We start from the raw sequence: 17,662 nt of genomic DNA, 5'->3' as shown, positions 1-17,662 counted from the left end.
CCTAATTGACCTAACAGTTAAATAAAATTCTATTGTTCTTGTTAAGTCAAGGCGATAGCAATTCTATACACGGCTTGGGAAGCCGTGAAACATCAACCTGAAATCACAATGGACACAAGAAGCTGCTGCACGCTTGAACGCGACCAGCATCCGCTGGCGCGTGTCGCACACAACCAAGGGGAATATCCATGTCGAATAGCTTTCCTTTCAAGGCCAACGTCTTCAAGTCTTTTCCTGCTGGTGATTTCTATCGGGCAAACGCCAAGAACTTCCCTGTGCTGAAGGGGCTTGCCGTTCAAGCCCTCGAGATCCAGCCGGGCGGCGTGCGCGAACCACATACCCATCCCAATGCCAACCAGTTGGACTTCTGCATCTCGGGAAAGGGGCTGGTCGGTATCGTTGGTCCGGAAGGTGAAACGCATTACCTCGAGCTCGATCCTGGTGACATTTCCTTCGTGCCGCAGGGATATCTGCACTGGATCGAAAACCTTGCCGACGAACCGCTCTCGTTCCTCGTCGTTCTTTCTCACGAAGAACCCCAGACCATCGAGTTCTCGGAGATGTTCTCCGGGGTGCCCAACGCGACGCTGGCCAAGATGTACGAGATCCCGGAAACGTCCTTCGACAAAATTCCGCAGCGGACGGTCGTCATCGGCGGCGCGCCGGTAAACGATCATCTGCGCGAAGCGGCTGAGTAACATCAATGCCTCAGCGGATCACGCCTATGCGTCTCAAAGATATTGCCTTGCTTTGCCTGGTTTCGTTCTTGTGGGGCTTCAACTTCATTGTGATCCGCTGGGGCCTCGACGAGTTCCCGCCCTTGCTGTTTTCGGCATTGCGCTTTACGGCCTGCGCCGCTCCAATCGCCCTTGGAATACCGAGGCCCAAGATCCCTTGGTCTGCATTGATTTTGCTCGGGATCACGCTCGGAATTATGGTTTTCGGTCTTCTTTACCTTGGTATCTATTTTGGCCTCGGTGCTGGCCTCGCTTCCGTACTGATGCAGACGCAAGTGTTTTTCACGGTCCTATTGGCATCCTTGTTCCTTGGCGAACACATTGACCGCCGGGGAATAGTCTGCATTTCGGGAGGTCTTGTGGGGATCTTGCTGATCGCATTGGATGGCGGGTCTTCCTTTACGGTCGTGGGATTTGCGCTCACGCTCGGTGGTGCATTCGCCTGGGGGATATCCAACATTCTGCTCAAGCGCCTGCCGCCGGTCAATTCACTGCATCTGATGGTATGGCTAAGTCTCGTGCCTCCATTGCCGCTATTTGTCGCATCAGCGTTTTTCGAGGGGGGTGACACTCTCATCGCGGCCCTTCGATCAATTTCTGCGGGCGGATTGGCGGCAATTTTATACACATCGGCCATCTCGACGATTTCCGCATATGGCGTCTGGGGCAGCATGTTGCGCAGGTATCGAACATCTCAGGTCTCGCAGTTCGCCCTATTGGTGCCGGTCGTCGGGCTGGTATCCGCCTGGTACTGTTTCGGAACGTCACCGACGGCGGTCCAAATGCTTGGGATTGTGGCCATCGTCTTCGCTCTTGGTGCAAATCAGCGCGCACGCCCAAGCGAGGTGGGCGCCGTTTATCCATCAAGGCGATAGTGCAGCCTGATGTCACATGTAGAACTTCGGCTTTAGAAGAGGGGGGAATTCCAATGATCCAGCGACTAAATGATCGCCCTATCAATCTTTTTGGCATGGGGCTGAAACTACTCGCGCTGAGGCACAACGCGATCGATATTGGTGACGATGCTTTGCACAAAGCGATTGAAGCTGCGATTGCTGAAGTTGACCATTTGCTTCTCGACCATATGGAGAAGTGCTCCAGCAAAGATGGGGCGGCTCGGGCATCTTAGGTTCTACCCGGGTTGACGGAGCAAGGCTGGATGCCGTCCCGCGGCCGCCATCAGGTCGGGTATTGTGCTTGATCACCTGCGTGGCGGCATACGTCTCGCTGTTGGTTTCCACGCAGAACTGAGCCGGTTAGGCGGATAAGGGGCTGCGGATAAAAAGTTGGACAGCTTTATATGATCAGGCCGAGGCTTTTACGATATCGCATCATCTTGCCATTTATATACCCGGCCTGATTATCGTGGGTGTCCGTCAATATGGATGAATTCAACGACTTTCGACGAGCCTGGATCCATCCTTACCCCTGAGCCTGGGTTTGTCCGCAAGAAATCGGCGACGTCGTCTAAGGTGACGAAAGCAATCTTGGTCATATTAGAACCCTGCGGGTGACAAACGTATTTGCCCTTGTGCATTCCCCGTTTTGCCATTGCAGCACGTTGCACGACGAGGCCTCCGACGATTTTCTCAATACGTGTAACCATATTCTAATCCCTGTCGGCTCTTGGCGAACAAATTGTCTTGCTCATGGAACAGCAGCAATATTTGCTACCCCCGATAGACCTCCCATATTCGGGCCATGGAAACCCCATTTTGGAAGCCGGTCACGGTTCGCGAGTAGATCGAGCATGAACGCCTTGAATTCCTCCGCATTTTCAAATCCCAGCAAAACCTTGATCCGCTCAAAGTATTTTGCGGATTTTGCCCGGGCAAACATTTCGAGCGGCCCGCCGGAGCGCTCCGCGTAGAGGAGTGTTTCCGGCCACCAAGTCTGCCAGCCTTCCTGCTTACGGCTGCGAAGGAACAACACAAAATCCGCCGCCATTAGGTGGTGAAACGCAATTCCCGTGCCTCGGTTTCGGTCCTTGAGCATGTCAGCTCGCAGCGAATATCGGCGAAGCTCCAGGCGCTTATTGCGGAATTCGAGGGAGGAAAGATTCTCATCAATTATAGAGAAAGAGTGCATCGCTGACTCCTCGCGGAACCGATTATAACGATAGTACTCCGTGTTCACGAAATAGGCGGCGGCCTCGAACCGCTCAAAGCGTATGAAGGCGGCGATGCAATAAATGAACAGCTCATGGACAATGAAGCGATAGTTATCAAAGTCCCATTTGCTGTAGCTGGTGATGCTCTCAGGCACATTGTAATAGGGTAGGCACCGTTCGAAGAAGCGGTGGATGACTTCGGCCATTGCTTCTGACGGAATGTGTTGTGCGATCGCCATGAAGATATCGATCAGCTCATTCCTGTAGGGGGTGAAGTCGGCAATACTCTCAACTACAAGCTCATCAAAGGTATCGCGCGCGCTCCCTTCCGCCTTTAAACGGAAGTTCTCGAGACCGATGGTAATCGTCTCCAGATATTCCCCTACCAGGGCAATCGCATTTGTCGCCCCATTTCGAACAGCCTCTACAGCGCGTCGATGGGCCACTGAGCTCGCAATCTTTCCAGTGGCGCCGTCCTTGCTCAAGAAACCCGGCCTCTGGCCAGGCGTCGGCCGCACATAAAGGGGCTTGTTCCATGCCCACCGGACGATTTTATCAAATTCCTCGGCATAACTGGATGGATCGGAAAGATCGAAATAGATCCTACCTTTGTAGTAGGTGGGAAGGAAAGGCTTGCCGTCAGCGTCACGCTCGCGCACTATCGCTACGAACTTATCTTGCCGGGTTTCTGCATAAATCTCCGGCGTGATAATCTGAGCCTCGGTCCCGGCGCCACCTTTACGGCTGTCGGATTTGCGGGCGTAGACTTCGTCGCAAACCATGATGACCTTGGTCACCGTTTTATCCTTGACCATACCTTCCATAAAATCGTTCGCATCGTGACCGGGCTGGAGATCCCACTTGTCGAGGATGACATGGATACCTTGACTGACAAGTTCTTCAGCGAGCTTCACCACCCAAGACTCATGATCCTGGTTGCTCCAGCTATATGAGATGAACAGTTTCGGATCGGCCGCTTCTTCTGACATTCAACTTCCATAACGCTAATTTCAAAATCTAGTCGTCGACAGAACGAAATACGAACATTGGCGACTTGGCAAGATGTGCCGACCCATTCACTGCAACCGTCCAGCGATCTTCATCAGCTCTCCGGTCAGTAGGTCCACGTCAGTATAAGGCTGATCACCGGCGAACTTTGAATATCGCGCCCTGAGGGTAACTGCCCTTTCCGTTGCCACCGGAATCCGATCTTTGGTGTCTTGATAAACAACCTCGCTGTTTTTGGCGTAGCCCGGATAGTTTTCGGCCTTACGTAGTTCCGCATTCACCTGATTGCGGTGCATAAACTCGAACACATTGCGGAAGTGCAACAGTATCCACAGCTCGAAATTGGGTACGGACGGCACCGCCTCGAACGGGACTTTGGTGCCTTCGTCGTTCTTCAGGGTTTTGTCGGTCGCCTCGGCCTTGGACAGGGCATTATGATAGGTGTCGTGGTCATCCCGATCAAACACGGCGTAGACCCGGTCGAACGATTTCAACTCCGTAAAACGGTCAATGGCATACTGGACGATCTGCAGCGGCGCCGTGCCATAGTCCGCCGGCACTATCTCGATGTCGGCATTCGGGAGGCGCTTTTCACGGCGGATCGCTTCGAAGTAATTTACCTCGGTCTTTTCGCCCTCGCACACGATCAACATGCGGTCGTAGGGACGCTTGCGACCCTGCCGCCTGCTCAGACGGCTCTCATTCCGTTCATAAGACCAGATGAGCGATTTACCGCGGCAAAGCCGCTAGGTTTTCCATGTCGAACTGTTTTCGATCGGAAAAGGAAATCGTTATGGAAAGAACTGTGTATGTTGGCTTAGACGTTCATGCTGATACCATTGCAGTTGCCACCGCTGAGGAAGGCAGAAACGGGGAAGTTCGCTTCCAAGGCGTCATTGAAAACACCGCCGATTCTGTACTGCGCCTGACGAAGCGGCTGGCAGCACCCGGTGCCAGGCCAGTTTTCTGCTATGAAGCCGGCCCGTGTGGCTACGGCCTGCATCGCTTGCTCACAAAGCTGGGGTTTGATTGCGCCGTTGTTTCGCCGGCCATGATCCCACGTCGCTCCGGGGACCGGATCAAGACCGATCGGCGCGATGCGGAAATGCTGGCGCGGCTATGGCGAGCCGGCGAACTGACACCGATCTGGACGCCCGATGAGGCACAGGAAGCTATGCGGGATCTGATCCGCACCCGCAAGCAGGCTCTGGAGGCGCTAAAGATTGCAAAGCAGCAACTCCTGAGCTTCCTGCTTCGGCATGGTCTTCGCTATGATCGGCCAACCTATTGGACAAAGATCCACTGGCGATGGATCAACGAATTACGCAAATTCCGCTATCCACATCAGCAATTGGCCTTTGAGGAACTGAAACGCGCCATTCGCCAGATTGAGGAGCGTATCAGCACGCTGGATCTGGCGATCGAAGATGCGGTGAAGGACTGGCGTTTTGCACGACTTGTCGATGCCCTCCGGGCATTGCGTGGCGTCAACACAACAATCGCCGCGACGCTGGCTGCCGAGATAGGCGATATCAGCCGCTTCTCAAATCCGCGACAGCTCATGGCTTGGCTGGGACTGGTGCCGAGCGAGCATTCGAGTGGCAGCACAATAAGGCGCGGGCGCATCACCAGGACTGGCAATGCTCTGGCTCGTACGATGATGGTCGAGGCGAGTTGGTCGTATCGGCATCCACCTCGCGAACAGCATCCCCATCTAAAGCGCAGCCTTCATCTTCCGCAGGAAATCAAAGATATCGCCTGGAAAGCACAGACAAGGCTCTGCAAGCGTTATCGAGATCTCTCGAGGACTGGAAAGCCACAACCGCGTGTGCTCACTGCCATTGCTCGTGAACTGGCAGGCTTCATCTGGGATATTGCTCGCAAAGTGCCGATTCCAGCGTAGGCGCAAATAGACCCTGCTGCCTGTGCAGCATGCTGGAGATGTAGGCCAAGGATAGGGAACCCTCGACACACGTTGGGACAAATATCCGTTCTTAGAGAGAGGCAAGCCCGCATCGAATATGGTCAGGCGGTTAAAAATCCGCGGATGAGAGTATGACAAACCATCGGTTCGGCCAGCATCTCCAGCACCGTGCACAGGCTACATCAATTGACCCACCCCGCGCAGGCGGGGTAGATTAACTGCGTCCGGAAAATCTAAATCGCTCATGAGAGGGTGTTTTTTCGTCACGGGCTAATGTTCCATTGATCCAAGAATCGGGATGCCACCATACCGCCCCCCCAGATATCCCTTTTCCAACGCCTCGCCTTTGCGGGGCGAGAACTCCAGCAAGGGGAAGAGGTGCGATATCTGGTCGTTATCCTTCTCCGTGAACCAGACCTGGTCGCGGCGGAGTTTTTGGCCATCTAGCAGCGACACGTCGTGGGTCGAGAATATCAGCTGGGCGCCACGCGTGTTTATCTTAGGATCGTTGAACATCGCGACGATCTTATGCACCAGCAACGGATGCAGGCTTCCGTCTAATTCATCGACGATCAGCAACCGGCCTTTTTCCAAAATGTCGAGGATCGGCCCAGACAGATTAAAAAAGGTCTGCGTACCGGCCGACTCCTCGCCGATCTCGAAATCATAGGTGACGCCATCCGCGACGTGCCCGAATTCAGGGATTTGAACTTCCATGTCCTGCACTTCGGGTATGCCGGACGCGAAATTGACATGCACTTGCTTTCCCTGCTTTTTCGTCAGCGAAAGGCTCGAAATCCCAGTATCAGCGGCGGCGATCAGTGACACCATGCGGCGCTCGTTCTTCGGGTTCTGGGCATAGTTGGCCGAGAAGTCAAAACCGATGCGGCCACCTTCCGGAAAGATTGCGATGTCTTCGGAAAACAGTTGATAGAGCGGCTTGAGCTGGCTGTTGTTGAGCTGGATGGCCGTAGTTAGATACAGCACTTCCTTGCGGGTCGCTGCTTCCCAAACCTTCTTCGAGCCGGTGAAATAATCACTATACGTGTACTCATACGCCTTCTTCTTGGCGTCAAATGTGCGGGAGAACCAGACCTGAGGTTTGGTTTTCTCGTAGACCAGCAGCCATTCGCTGAGGATCTGCCGCTTGGTCATTTCAAAACCGTACTGGAACCGCTTCCGGTCAATGATGAACGTCACCTCGAACAGCGTCGGATGGTCGGCGAAGTCCGGACGCATCCGGAACGGGGTCAGGTTGTTCTCCTGGTCGGGCTGGATCTGGTTCGAGGTCGTCACCATCAGCTGCATGTACTGCAGGGCGCGAATGAGGTTGGACTTGCCGCTGGCGTTGGCGCCGAAGATCGCAGCCGCATTGACCACGCGCTTGACCTTGTCGAGGCCTGTAACGCGGGTATGGGTATCTTCAAACAGCGTGTCCGGACTAGAGCGTTTCCCTGTCATGTTGGATCATATCCGCAGGAATTGAAGTAGTTCTGAGCCTCTTGCGGTTCGACCATATCAATCAGCTTTCCGATGCGATCCCACAGTCCGGTGACGGTTCTCTCCGCAGCTTTTCGCAGGAGAGCCTTGAGCTTGGAGAAGGCCTTCTCGATGGGGTTGAAGTCTGGGCTGTAGGGCGGAAGGAACATCATTGTCGCGCCGACCGCCTCGATCAGCTCCCTTGCTGCCGGTCGTTTGTGGCTGGACAGATTGTCGAGGATGACAACATCCCCTGGTTTCAATGTCGGAACCAGAACCTGGGCGACATACGCCTCGAACCACTCACCGTTGATCGGTCCGTCTATGACAAGTGGCGCGACCATTCCCGTGTTACGGAGGCCCGCAACCAATGTGGTCGTCTTGCGATGACCGTGAGGGAAACCCATCCTCAATCGCTCGCCCTTGCGGCATCGCCCGTGAGTACGGGCCATATTGGTCGCGGTCCAGGTTTCGTCGATGAACACGAGCCGCTCTGGATCGAGATCGAGTTGCTCCTCGAACCAGCATTGCCGCTTTTCCAGAACGTCCGGGCGGCTTTGCTCTACCGCATGGCCAGTCTTTTTTTGCGCGTTTGTTCGTGCCGGACAAGAAAGCGATGCAGCGCCGACTTGCTGATGGAAATGCCTTGGTCAGCCAAGGCTTTGCGAAGCTCGAAAAGGGTGCCGTCCCGGTGCTCGCCGAGCCAGGTCATGATCAGATCGGCATGCGCTTCTGTCTTGTGGGAATTGCGGTCGCCGCCGAGTGGACCGGGTCGAACATTTCCCTGCTGGATTTGCAAGTGACGCCAGCGGCTCACGCTGGCTGCGCTCACGCCAAAACGCTCGGCAGCCTCTCTATGAGATGCGCCGCCGTTCACGGCAGCCAGCACACGTATGCGAAGATCAACGGAAAGGGCTTTCGACATATCTGCCGACCTCCATCGGCAGATAGTTTGAATCAGAAGGAGACTGATTTGCAAAGCCATCCGATTCAATCAGTTAGGGAAACGCTCTAGCGGCGAGGCTGAACACCGCTTCCTCGCGAAAGGAGCGGAAATTTTTGACGCGAAATTCCAGTAACATTGGGGGAAATCCTGTTATGAGTGGAATATGCGCATAAAAAATGCAATAATGCAATTTATTTCGGTTGACTGTCCGGAATCGTTTTAAGGTCGAATGGGTGCGGTGGGCATCTGCAGGCCGTATCTTCTAACCGCATAATCGCTTCAACCCTCTGGGCGTAATCAAGCATTTCTTTTCGGCCCTGCCCGGCGCGGTCGGTTACAGTGGCAAACGGGTGGTCAAGAAGACCTCTATGAGACTACGGGGTCGACGGTTCAGATCCCTTCAAGGCCTCCGTGTGCTACCAAGCTTGCCGAAGCCGATGCATTCCGGCCGGCTCTCAAACTTGAACGACGCGATGCGTTCTGGGCGATCAAAGCCTTGCGCGACGAACCACTCCCATTGTTTGTCGCGGCTGCCGACCGCGAGCGGGCGGTGATTGCCGAACAGCAGGAACCGGATGTCGCACTTCGGCAGATGACCGAGGGTGCAATCTCGTCGAAGACTATGGCCATACGGGGATCACTCTGCGTGCCCATCCGGTCAGCTTCCTGCGCGACAATCTCGCCCGCCGAAACATCGTCACCTGCGTCGAGGCAGCCTCTGCGCGCGATGGTCGCTGGTTGATGACGGCGGGGCTGGTTCTGGTCCGCCAAAAGCCGGGCAGTGCCAAGGGCGTCATGTTCATGACCGTCGAGGATGAGACAGGCGTTGCCAATATTGTCGTCTGGCCAAGCCTGTTCGAAAAACAGCGCCGGATCGTGCTCGGATCCTCGATGATGGCGATCAACGGCAAGATCCAGCGGGAAGGGGGCGTCGTACATCTGGTGGCGCAACGGATGTTCGACCTGACCGGCGATCTGGCGAGCCTGGGCGAGCGGGACACATTCCGTGTGCCGACAGGCCGTGGCGACGAGTTTGCCCATGGGTCACCGGGAAGTCCGGATAGCCGGGAGCGGCCGTCTATGGGGTTGAAGTCGAGGGATTTGTTCGTCCCCGATCTCCATATCGGCACGTTGAAGGTGAAGAGCCGGAATTTTCAGTGAGTTCGGTGGCCGGCTACAGAGGAGATGCGGTCAAAAGCAAGGCGACAGGGACACTCAGCGCTGACGCGGTCAATGCCCACGCAGACACCAACTTGATCATGCGCATTTTTCGTGCGCGGCTTTCGTCCCACTCATATGCCATGCTCAGTCCTCCGAGCGGCAATGAAGCATTCCGAGGGATTCGAGTCGAGTGCAGAAAAATGGAGGACAGCGGTTCGTACCCCATCAAGGCGAAAACACAACATCTCGTCGCAGTTCGCCAGGCTCATCCGTGGTTTTGCTCCAGAGAGAACAGCGCCGGCACTATGCCTTGCGACGAGGTCATAGGTCGGATTGCCGTCATAGGCGCCATCGGCCGTGAACTGCCCGATTGGCGTCTTGATCTGGTCAAGCAGCGGCTTCACCTGTGAAGTGTCGCCGACATCCTGTTCCGTCACGATGTGAGCGATGATGTCACCGCTGTCGGCATCCAGTGCAAGGTGTAGTTTGCGCCAGTTGCGACGGGATTTGGTGCCGTGTTTTTCTTCCAACCACTGGCCCGCGCCGTAGATCTGTAACCCTGTGCTGTCGATGAGGACGTGGACGGGCTCGTTCTGCGGGAGACGATCACGCTCACCTTGCCGTTTGTCTGGCGATCACCGCTTGCTTGCCCGACGGCTCAAAGTCGTATGATCGGGAACGGCCAGAGCCAGGCCCATCAGCTTCAGCACCTCCCTCGCTCAAGAGCCTGCGCCACCGGTAAAGCAGATTGGGCGCAACGCCATGGCGGCGAGCGGCCGAAGACACCGTCTCGCCTGGTTCGAAACTCTGCTCGATGATTGTCAGCTTCTGCTCGGTTGTCCAGCGCCTGCGCCGGACATCACCCGTCAGCAATTCAACGTGTCGATACTCGTTAGACATAAGCCTGTCCTCAAGCCTGTGCTTGAGCCTTTCTGCTTATGCCGACTGTCCGGTCGAAATGGGGGGCAGTTCACGATGGCAGCGGGAGGTATTGTGCTTGAAAGGCATGATAGCAAACCTGGGCTGTTTCGATCAAAGCCGCTTACCTCACACTGGTGAAAGATCCATGCGCCAATGCTAATCATCATTGTAAGGGTTGGGGGCCGTGCCATTTAGCGTTTTCCCGACACATAGTCCCGCATGACATCGCCAAGCTTGGAGAGGTTTGCCTTGAGGTCATCGTATCCGGACGTCTTGGCGCGCGTTTCCTCATCCATGTAGAGCTTACGGTTCAGCTCGATCTGGATGCTGTGCCGGCCTTTTGCGGGGTCGCAATAGGCGGAGACGAGTTCGGCGCCGCGGAACGGCACGTTGAGCGAGACCGAATAACCGAAGCCGTTGAGCGTTTCGGCGACGAGGTTGACGAAGTCGGGTTCGCTCGCCTGTCCGTCATAATCGCCGACGACCACATCCTTGCGCAACGTGCCGGCCGGATCGGGCGACAGCGCATGACCAACTGCCGGCATCGAATGGCAGTTGACGTGATAGACCTTGCCAAAGGCGTGATGAGTTTCGTCGAGCAGCCGAATGAGCGTGCTATGATAGGGGCGCCAATAGGTGTCGATGCGGTCTTCCAACTCCTTGACCGTCAGCTTGCGGTCATGCATCGGCGTGTCGCCCCAGGCATAGCGCCAGGTCAGCCCCATGCCGCGGCGGGCCGATGCATTGTCGCGGACCGGATGGGGCCAGTCGCCCTCGACCATCTCCAGGTCGACATCCATCAGCGAGCGGTTGAGGTCAAGGAAGCTGCGCGGAAATTCGGCGACCAGCAACGGTGCGCCGATCGACGGGGCAAAGTCGAAGAGATCATCGACATAGGTGTCGGAGGCGAGACGGATCAGATCGTCCGAGATGCTGCGGTCGAAATCCGGGATCGTCAGGCCACTATGGGGTGAATCGAACACCATGGGAATGGCGGCGGCCGTCGGCGGGATGAGTTTCAGAACGCCGTCGATGTCGACGGGGGCAAATGTCAGGTCGGTCATAGGAACCCTGTTCAGGCTGTGGCGGCAAAAGCGGCCGGATAGGTGATGTCGGGCATGCCGACGAAGGCGTCGCCGCGCCGGCCGATCATGCCGGGGGCGGCAAAGGGGCGGGGAAAGACGACGGCGGCGGCCGGCCGGACCTTGGCGATGGCTTCAAGTGCGGCGATCTGGTCTGCCGGCATGTCGACATTGACGATGATGTCGTCATGCGGCCCCGTGGTCATGCGCGGCGTGTTCATCGCCTCTTCCACGTCGAGGCCGGCATGCAGGATCATGCCCGTCAACTGCGCCAGCGATGGCACGATCTGGTTGCCGCCGGCCGCGCCATAGACGGCAAAAACGCCCTGGTCGTCGGTGATCGCCACGGGGCACATATTGCTCGGCGCATAGGCCTTGGGCCTCAGCGAATTGGCGCGGCCGGGCGTCGGGTCGAACCAGGACATGCCATTGTTGAGCAGGATGCCGGTCGAGGGTGACAGGGCACGGGCGCCGAACCGGTTGAGCAGCGTGAAGGTGATCGCCACCATGCGGCCTTCGCCATCGACGGCGTTGACCTGGGTCGTGCTGGTCTTGTTGGTGGTCTCGGCAGGGTTCAACCGGCGTCGATGCGCGCCGAAACTGTCCCACAGCGCCTGCGCCATGGCGGTGAAGAAGCCGGCATCGACCGGACCCTTGCCGCGCGCCGCATCGAAATGGCCAAGCGCATCGAGCAGGCGTTGTCCGGCGCTGGTCTCACCGGCGACATGCACCGTCTTGCCCTGCAGCGCCATCTGCCGCGCCGGATAGACAAGGGGCGCGTAATCCGCCAGGTCGTCGAGCGTGATCGGGCTGCCGCCCGCTTTCAGGTCGGCGACCAGTTTTTCACCGATGGCGCCGCCATAGAGCGCATCCGGCCCTTCCTCGGCCAGTTGCTCGAGTGTCCTTGCCAGTTGCGGCAAGGCCAAAGTGACGCCCGGTTCCGGGACGTGGCCACCGGGCAGGAAGATCGCGTTTGTGGCGGGATCCATGGCCAGGTCGCGTTCGGCGAGCGCAATCGCCAGCGTGGTGTGCCAGTCAACCTTCAGGCCGGCGCGGGCGCGGGTTATGGCAGGTTCGAGCGCCCGATCGAAGCCGATGGTGCCGTGACGCGTCAGCGCCTCGGCAAATCCGCGTACGCAGCCGGGCACACAGGCCGCCGTGAACCCCTGGACATTGCGGTTGCCGATCGAGGCGGGGTGGCCGATGAAGGTCTTGATCTGCGGATCCGGCCGGTAGAAGTCCGGGTCGAAGGACGAGGGGACGCGGCCGGTGAATTCCACCACTTCCACTGTCCCATTGGGCTGGGCGATCAGCATGTAGCCGCAGGCGGCAAGGCTGGTCATCCACGGCTCGACGGTCTGCAGGGTGAAGGCGGCGGTCACCGCAGCATCGACGGCATTGCCGCCGCCGGCCAGGACAGCTGCGCCGGCCTCGGCCGCCGCGTAGTGCTGCGAGGTGACGACGCCGTTGCGGCTGACGCCGGCCACCTTGCGGGAGATGCTGCGCTCGACGCGCAGGTGATCGAAGTTGGAGCTCTGCATCATTTCGTCTCCAGGGCGGCAGCGACCATGCGGCTTGCCCCCGACAGATCGCCCAGCTTTTCCCCGGCTTCGATCTTGTGCTTGTTGCGGCCGGCACGCGCCTGGCGTGCCATCGCTTCGACCACGACCTCCTCGGCCTCATCGACGGGGATGACGACGATGCCGCTGGCGTCGGCGACGATCAGATCGCCCGGAAGCACCGGCACGTTGCCGCAGGCGACCGGCAGGTTCAGCGAACCGCCGAGATCGTTGAGCCGCGTCGTGATGCCCGAGACGCCGGAGGCCCAGAACGGCATGCCAAGTTCGATGATTTCCTCCACGTCAGTGCAGGGTCCGTCGACCGCCACGCCGATGGCGCCGGCCGTCTTGATGGCAGAGGCAACGCCGCCGCCGATGCAGGCATGGCGCTTATCGCCCAACCGATCGACGATCAGGAAGTCACCGGGACGAATAACGCTGACGGCATGGTGGAGCAGGGTGGAATCGGTTGCCGGGATCGCGACCGTCACGGCCGTGCCGACCAGCGTCCTACCGGGTTCGACCACCGGCGTAATGGCGTGATGGATGAAGCCGCGATGGCGGAAATGGCCGATGGTCGCGACTTCGACACCCTCGAACCGGCGGATCAGGTCCGGATCGACCTGGCTGGGCGTTGCGCCGATCTGATATTTCTTCATTCCATTACCTCCCGGGGTGTGACGGGCCCGGCCTCCGTTGTCATTGCCGCATGCTGCCATCCCTTGCCGGGGACGGCGGCGAGCAGTTCGCGCGTATAGGTTTCCTTCGGGTCACCAAAGAGCGAGGCTGGGTCGCCTCTCTCGATGATCCTGCCGTTCTTCATCACGGCGATGGTGTCGCAGATCTGGCTCGCGACGCGCAGGTCATGGGTGATGAACAGGATGCCGAAGCCGAGACGCTTCTGCATGCTGGCCAAGAGGTCGAGGACCTGCGCCTGGACCGAGACATCGAGCGCCGAGACGGATTCGTCGGCGATCAGCAGGTCCGGTTCCACCGCGAGTGCTCTGGCAATGCAGATCCGCTGACGCTGGCCGCCGGAAAACTCGTGGGGGAAGCGCGTCGCGGACGCACGGTCGAGCCCGCAGGCTTCGAGCAGGTCGAGCGCCCGTGCCATGGCCGCCTTGCGGTCAAGGCCGTGGGCGCTCGGCCCCTCGGCGATGGCGTCGCCGACCTTCTGACGCGGATCGAGCGCCGTATAGGGGTCCTGGAAGACGATCTGGACCTTGCGGCGCGCTTCGCGCAGCGCCTTGCCGCTCAACCGCGTGAAATCGCCACCGGCAATGACGATGTCGCCGCTTTCAGGCTGCACGAGCCGGATGACGCATTGCGCCAGGGTCGACTTGCCGGATCCGGATTCGCCGACCAGCCCCAGCGTCTCGCCGGTTCGAATGGTGATGTCGACATTGTCGACCGCCTTGACCGTCCGCCCGCCGCCAAGCACGCCCGAGCGTGTAAAGGTCTTGACGATGTTGCTGGCGACGAGGACCGGATTGCCGAGCCCTTCACGCGCCTTGCGGGGCGAAAGCGTCGGCACGGCTGCGAGAAGCCGGCGCGTATAGGCCTCTTGCGGGTTGTTGAGGATCTCGTCGCGGGTGCCGACCTCGATCAGCCTGCCCATCTGCATGACGGCCACCCGATCGGCGATCTCGGCTACCACGCCGAAATCGTGGGTGATGAAGATGATGCCGGTGCCGTGCCGGGCGCGCAGTTCCAGCATCAATTTCAGGATCTGCGCCTGGGTGGTGACGTCGAGCGCCGTGGTCGGCTCGTCGGCAATCAACACGGAAGGATCCAGCGCCAGTGCCGTGGCGATCATCACACGCTGGCATTGTCCGCCGGACAGCTGATGCGGGTAGGAATGGTAGATCTGTTCGGGATGGGGCAGGTGCACCTCGGTGAACAGATCGATGACCTTCGCCTTGATCTCCTCCTGCGACAGCGAGGTGTGGATGCGAAACGTCTCGGACACCTGTTCGCCGATCCGGTAGACGGGATTGAGCGCTGCGGTGGGCTCCTGGAAGATCATCGCGATGCGTCGGCCGGTGATGCCGCGGCGGGTTTTTTCGTCGAGCGTCAGCAGGTCCATGCCCTCGAACATGACGCTGCCGCTCGGCCGCCCGAGATTGCCGGGAAGCAGCCCCATGGCAGCCAGCGCGGTCAGCGACTTGCCGGAACCGGATTCGCCGACAATGCAGAGGATTTCGCCGTTGCTCACCGTCAAGGACAGGTCTTCCACGGCGAACCGGCGATCGGCGCTGCTCGGCAGCGGTACGTTCAGATGATCGATTGAAAGGCGCTCGGTGCTCATGATGCAGCCTTTGCTTGCTGAGGGGAAAAGGCGTCCACCGATCGCATGTCGCAGTGGCGCAGGTGCTCGACGAAACGGGCGCAGAAGCCGACAAGATGCTCGACCATCTTCTGGCCCTTCTCGGCACTGGCAAGTGCGGTATCGCCGCCCAGCATGCCGTCGGCATTCACCTCGTGGCAGTTCAGCGGCACATGCACCGGCATGCCTTCGAACTGCACGTTGTTGACGCCGCCGGTGGCAAGACCGAATGCCCGGGCGCGCACCGAGGGTTTTGCGAGATCCATGCGCATCAGGTCGGGAAACAGATACAGGTAGATGGAGGTCAGCGGATCACCGCCATGACCGCGGGCTGCGGCTGCGGAGGCGCCGTGCAGGTCCTTCCACAGCGTATCGGGGATCGATTGCCATAGATTGATGAAGGCAATCGAGACGCCGCGCTCCGCCCGGATGCGGCGCAGCGTCTGGTCGAGTAGCGGCGCATTGCTGGTATGGCCGTTGAGGATCAGGATGCGCTCTATACCGTGATCGAGGAACGAGGTCACCATGTCCTCGACAACCGCGGAGAATGTCGCCGGCCGGAACTGGATGCCGCCCGGAATGGTCTTGAAGAAGTCCGCGTAGCCGAACGCCATGGTCGGCGCGACGATGGCGTCGGACGCTTGCGCAACCCTGGCCGCAACCGCCTCAGTCAGCATGAAGTCGCCCATCGGGGCGTGCGGTCCCTGTTCTTCGTGACTGCCGAAGGGCAGGAGGATGACGGGCTGTTCGGGCAGACGTTCGCGGAATTCCGCGAACGTCATGTCCTTCAGCGCATGCTTGCGTGTCGGGCTCATCATACGAACTTGAAGTAATCGCCGTAGATGCGCATTTCACCGTTCGGCTTGTATTTGAACTGAATGCCGGCGCGATGGGCGCAATTGTAGACGCTCTTCCAGAGATAGTAGCCGGGCGTGACCCGCTGCCATTCTTCGGACAGGGCCAGATAGGCTTTCTTGCGCGCTTCGAAATCGGTCTCTGCTTCGAATTTTTTGCCGAGTTCGATGAATTCCGGCGTCGGGTCCCAGGTTTTCCAGGTAGCGGTCGAGCGTGATGCCGTCGGACCCCAATCGAGCCACAGCGGCTGGTAGGGGTCGCCCGGAATGAAATCGGAACTCATCGACATGTTCATCATGTGATAGGGGCGGCGGTAGACCAGCTCGAAATTGTCGAGGATCTGCGCCTCGACATTGACGCCGATCTCGCGCCACTGCTCGACCATGATTTCGGCTGCGGCTTCGTAGTTCGGGTAGAAACCCCGGGTGATGTGCCAGATCAGCTTCTCGCCCTTGTACTTGGTCTTGGCGACCAGCGCCTTTGCTGCGGCCACGTCATAGGGAAGCTTCACGGGCAGGTCGGGATCGTAGAACTTGCCGTATTCTTTGAAATTGAAGGGCACGGGCGGGTGTTCGGTCGTGCCGTTGAACAGCGCCTGGACGATGGCATTCATGTCGATGGCCTGGACCATGGCATAGCGCAGGTTCGGATCGACGAGCGGGTTGTCTTCCGGATCGGGCCGCGTGTTGAAGGCAAGCGCCGGGTAGTTGTCGGCCAGGACACGCTTCAGCATCACGCCTTCGTAGGTCTGAAGGGATGCTTCCTGGTCGGTGGGAATGTTGACGATGAAGTCGAATTCCTTGGAGACGAGGCCGGCCATGCGGGCGGCAAACTCGGGCACGATCTTCCACGAGATCTGCTGGACCGGCGGCGGGCCGGCCCAGTAGTCGTCGAAGGCATCGAGAACCATGATTTCGCCGGACCGGAAGGTCGTCACCTTGTAGGGACCGGTGCCGATCGGCTTCTGGCCAAAGGCGTCGACGCCGACCTCCAGGTAATATTTCTTCGGCACGACGAAACCGATATAGCCGGTCAGCTTGCTGGGAATGTTGGGATCGGGCCGCTCGGTCTCGATCTCGAACGTGTATTTTCCGGTCGCTTCGACCCGCTTGAAACCGGCGGTGAAGGTCTTGCCGCGGGGCTCGAAGGGCTTCTCCCCCCACAGGCGCTCCGGTGACAGGGTGAACACCGCGTCCTCCGCCGTCATTTCCGTGCCGTCGTGGAATTTCACGCCTTCGCGCAGCGTGAAGGTCCAGAGATTGCCCGCCTGCTCCCATTTGGTGGCGAGTTTCGGCGCGAAGATCAGGCCGTTTTCGTCATTGATATAGTCGCGATCGACAAGAGTGTCGTAAAAGTTCGGGAAGATGCGGCGTGACGTGGTCGAGATGCCGTTGACGGTCGCCATATTGGCCCAGAGATTGTCGACGGCGATGTTCAGCGACGGCCGTTCTTGCGCATGCGCTGCTTTCGGCAGGCTGCCCACCATGGACAGGGCTCCGGCTCCTAGCATCAGATTTCCAATTTCACGCCTGGTAAACATTGTTCCACCTTCCT

The 17,662-nt window shown here is 58.6% G+C and carries 14 protein-coding genes and 3 pseudogenes; 5 read left to right on the top strand and 12 right to left on the bottom strand.

From position 1 onward, the window contains the following. The first annotated feature begins 188 nt into the window (after positions 1–188). From AC4CWF_RS20055 to AC4CWF_RS20045, 3 genes are read left to right on the top strand one after another with little or no spacing between them, the layout of a single operon-like run. Positions 189–698: a cupin domain-containing protein gene (locus AC4CWF_RS20055; protein WP_491287030.1), complete on the top strand. Its 510-nt coding sequence runs from the start codon at positions 189–191 to the stop codon at positions 696–698. 26 nt (positions 699–724) lie between these two features. Then, entirely contained in the window at positions 725–1,612 is an 888-nt protein-coding gene (locus AC4CWF_RS20050) for an EamA family transporter (RefSeq protein WP_491287028.1), read from the top strand. 53 nt (positions 1,613–1,665) lie between these two features. Further along, entirely contained in the window at positions 1,666–1,866 is a 201-nt protein-coding gene (locus AC4CWF_RS20045) for a hypothetical protein (RefSeq protein ID WP_491287027.1), read from the top strand. 518 nt (positions 1,867–2,384) lie between these two features. Here AC4CWF_RS20045 and AC4CWF_RS20040 read toward each other — a convergent pair. After that, on the bottom strand, positions 2,385–3,836 hold the full coding sequence (locus AC4CWF_RS20040) for an SEFIR domain-containing protein (protein WP_491287026.1): 1,452 nt from the start codon (positions 3,834–3,836) through the stop codon (positions 2,385–2,387). A gap of 87 nt (positions 3,837–3,923) precedes the next feature. After that, entirely contained in the window at positions 3,924–4,508 is a 585-nt protein-coding gene (locus AC4CWF_RS20035; protein ID WP_491287024.1) for an RloB family protein, read from the bottom strand. A gap of 140 nt (positions 4,509–4,648) precedes the next feature. On the opposite strand from AC4CWF_RS20035, the gene AC4CWF_RS20030 reads away from it, so the two are divergent. Next, positions 4,649–5,758 (top strand): IS110 family RNA-guided transposase, encoded by a 1,110-nt coding sequence (locus tag AC4CWF_RS20030; protein WP_491287023.1) that lies wholly within the window; start codon positions 4,649–4,651, stop codon positions 5,756–5,758. Between the two features lie 291 nt (positions 5,759–6,049). Here the strand turns inward: AC4CWF_RS20030 and AC4CWF_RS20025 are convergent, their stop codons facing one another. Together AC4CWF_RS20025 and AC4CWF_RS20020 are read right to left on the bottom strand one after the other, a co-directional pair. Further along, positions 6,050–7,240: an AAA family ATPase gene (locus AC4CWF_RS20025; RefSeq protein ID WP_491287021.1), complete on the bottom strand. Its 1,191-nt coding sequence runs from the start codon at positions 7,238–7,240 to the stop codon at positions 6,050–6,052. Next, a protein-coding gene (locus AC4CWF_RS20020; RefSeq protein WP_491285028.1) for an IS630 family transposase occupies positions 7,237–8,183 on the bottom strand; the annotation gives its coding sequence in 2 pieces (ribosomal slippage) (positions 7,237–7,844 and positions 7,844–8,183; 948 coding nt in all). Before AC4CWF_RS20020 ends, AC4CWF_RS20025 begins: the two co-directional genes overlap by 4 nt. Before the next feature lie 442 nt (positions 8,184–8,625). Between AC4CWF_RS20020 and AC4CWF_RS20015 the strand changes: the two are divergent. Further along, positions 8,626–9,365, top strand: a pseudogene (locus tag AC4CWF_RS20015) (OB-fold nucleic acid binding domain-containing protein); the annotation flags it as partial. Between the two features lie 293 nt (positions 9,366–9,658). On the opposite strand, the pseudogene AC4CWF_RS20010 reads toward AC4CWF_RS20015, so the two are convergent. The 8 genes and pseudogenes from AC4CWF_RS20010 to AC4CWF_RS19975 form a co-directional block, all read right to left on the bottom strand. Next, positions 9,659–10,075: pseudogene (locus AC4CWF_RS20010) on the bottom strand (transposase); the annotation flags it as partial. Next, a pseudogene (locus tag AC4CWF_RS20005) lies at positions 10,041–10,265 on the bottom strand (transposase); the annotation flags it as partial. The pseudogenes AC4CWF_RS20010 and AC4CWF_RS20005, both read right to left, overlap by 35 nt. 212 nt (positions 10,266–10,477) lie before the next feature. Next, entirely contained in the window at positions 10,478–11,350 is an 873-nt protein-coding gene (locus AC4CWF_RS20000; RefSeq protein ID WP_491287019.1) for an N-formylglutamate amidohydrolase, read from the bottom strand. An 11-nt stretch (positions 11,351–11,361) separates the two neighbouring features. Next, complete coding sequence (locus AC4CWF_RS19995) at positions 11,362–12,912, bottom strand: gamma-glutamyltransferase (RefSeq protein WP_491287017.1); 1,551 nt, start codon at positions 12,910–12,912, stop codon at positions 11,362–11,364. Further along, positions 12,909–13,586, bottom strand: a complete 678-nt coding sequence (locus AC4CWF_RS19990) for an RraA family protein (protein WP_491287016.1) — start codon at positions 13,584–13,586, stop codon at positions 12,909–12,911. Before AC4CWF_RS19990 ends, AC4CWF_RS19995 begins: the two co-directional genes overlap by 4 nt. Then, entirely contained in the window at positions 13,583–15,235 is a 1,653-nt protein-coding gene (locus tag AC4CWF_RS19985; protein ID WP_491287014.1) for an ABC transporter ATP-binding protein, read from the bottom strand. The genes AC4CWF_RS19990 and AC4CWF_RS19985 overlap by 4 nt, the downstream gene beginning before the upstream one ends. Beyond that, the gene (locus AC4CWF_RS19980; protein ID WP_491287012.1) at positions 15,232–16,071 is read right to left on the bottom strand and encodes a creatininase family protein; all 840 of its coding nucleotides are present in this window, start codon (positions 16,069–16,071) and stop codon (positions 15,232–15,234) included. The genes AC4CWF_RS19985 and AC4CWF_RS19980 overlap by 4 nt, the downstream gene beginning before the upstream one ends. After that, positions 16,068–17,618, bottom strand: coding sequence for an ABC transporter substrate-binding protein (locus AC4CWF_RS19975; RefSeq protein WP_491287010.1), 1,551 nt, complete (start codon positions 17,616–17,618; stop codon positions 16,068–16,070). Before AC4CWF_RS19975 ends, AC4CWF_RS19980 begins: the two co-directional genes overlap by 4 nt. Positions 17,619–17,662 lie beyond the last annotated feature (44 nt).

Source organism: Neorhizobium sp. PAMB6630, assembly GCF_058242775.1.
The sequence above is the reverse complement of the archived record's forward strand: the minus strand, read 5'-3'. Positions and strand labels throughout refer to the sequence as shown.

Bases quoted from the DNA above. Each gene is read 5' to 3' on its own strand.
- AC4CWF_RS20055 (WP_491287030.1), top strand. From the start codon at position 189: ATGTCGAATAGCTTTCCTTTCAAGGCCAACGTCTTCAAGTCTTTTCCT.
- AC4CWF_RS20050 (WP_491287028.1), top strand. From the start codon at position 725: ATGCGTCTCAAAGATATTGCCTTGCTTTGCCTGGTTTCGTTCTTGTGG.
- AC4CWF_RS20045 (WP_491287027.1), top strand. From the start codon at position 1,666: ATGATCCAGCGACTAAATGATCGCCCTATCAATCTTTTTGGCATGGGG.
- AC4CWF_RS20040 (WP_491287026.1), bottom strand. From the start codon at position 3,836: ATGTCAGAAGAAGCGGCCGATCCGAAACTGTTCATCTCATATAGCTGG.
- AC4CWF_RS20035 (WP_491287024.1), bottom strand. From the start codon at position 4,508: ATGTTGATCGTGTGCGAGGGCGAAAAGACCGAGGTAAATTACTTCGAA.
- AC4CWF_RS20030 (WP_491287023.1), top strand. From the start codon at position 4,649: ATGGAAAGAACTGTGTATGTTGGCTTAGACGTTCATGCTGATACCATT.
- AC4CWF_RS20025 (WP_491287021.1), bottom strand. From the start codon at position 7,240: ATGACAGGGAAACGCTCTAGTCCGGACACGCTGTTTGAAGATACCCAT.
- AC4CWF_RS20000 (WP_491287019.1), bottom strand. From the start codon at position 11,350: ATGACCGACCTGACATTTGCCCCCGTCGACATCGACGGCGTTCTGAAA.
- AC4CWF_RS19995 (WP_491287017.1), bottom strand. From the start codon at position 12,912: ATGATGCAGAGCTCCAACTTCGATCACCTGCGCGTCGAGCGCAGCATC.
- AC4CWF_RS19990 (WP_491287016.1), bottom strand. From the start codon at position 13,586: ATGAAGAAATATCAGATCGGCGCAACGCCCAGCCAGGTCGATCCGGAC.
- AC4CWF_RS19985 (WP_491287014.1), bottom strand. From the start codon at position 15,235: ATGAGCACCGAGCGCCTTTCAATCGATCATCTGAACGTACCGCTGCCG.
- AC4CWF_RS19980 (WP_491287012.1), bottom strand. From the start codon at position 16,071: ATGATGAGCCCGACACGCAAGCATGCGCTGAAGGACATGACGTTCGCG.
- AC4CWF_RS19975 (WP_491287010.1), bottom strand. From the start codon at position 17,618: ATGCTAGGAGCCGGAGCCCTGTCCATGGTGGGCAGCCTGCCGAAAGCA.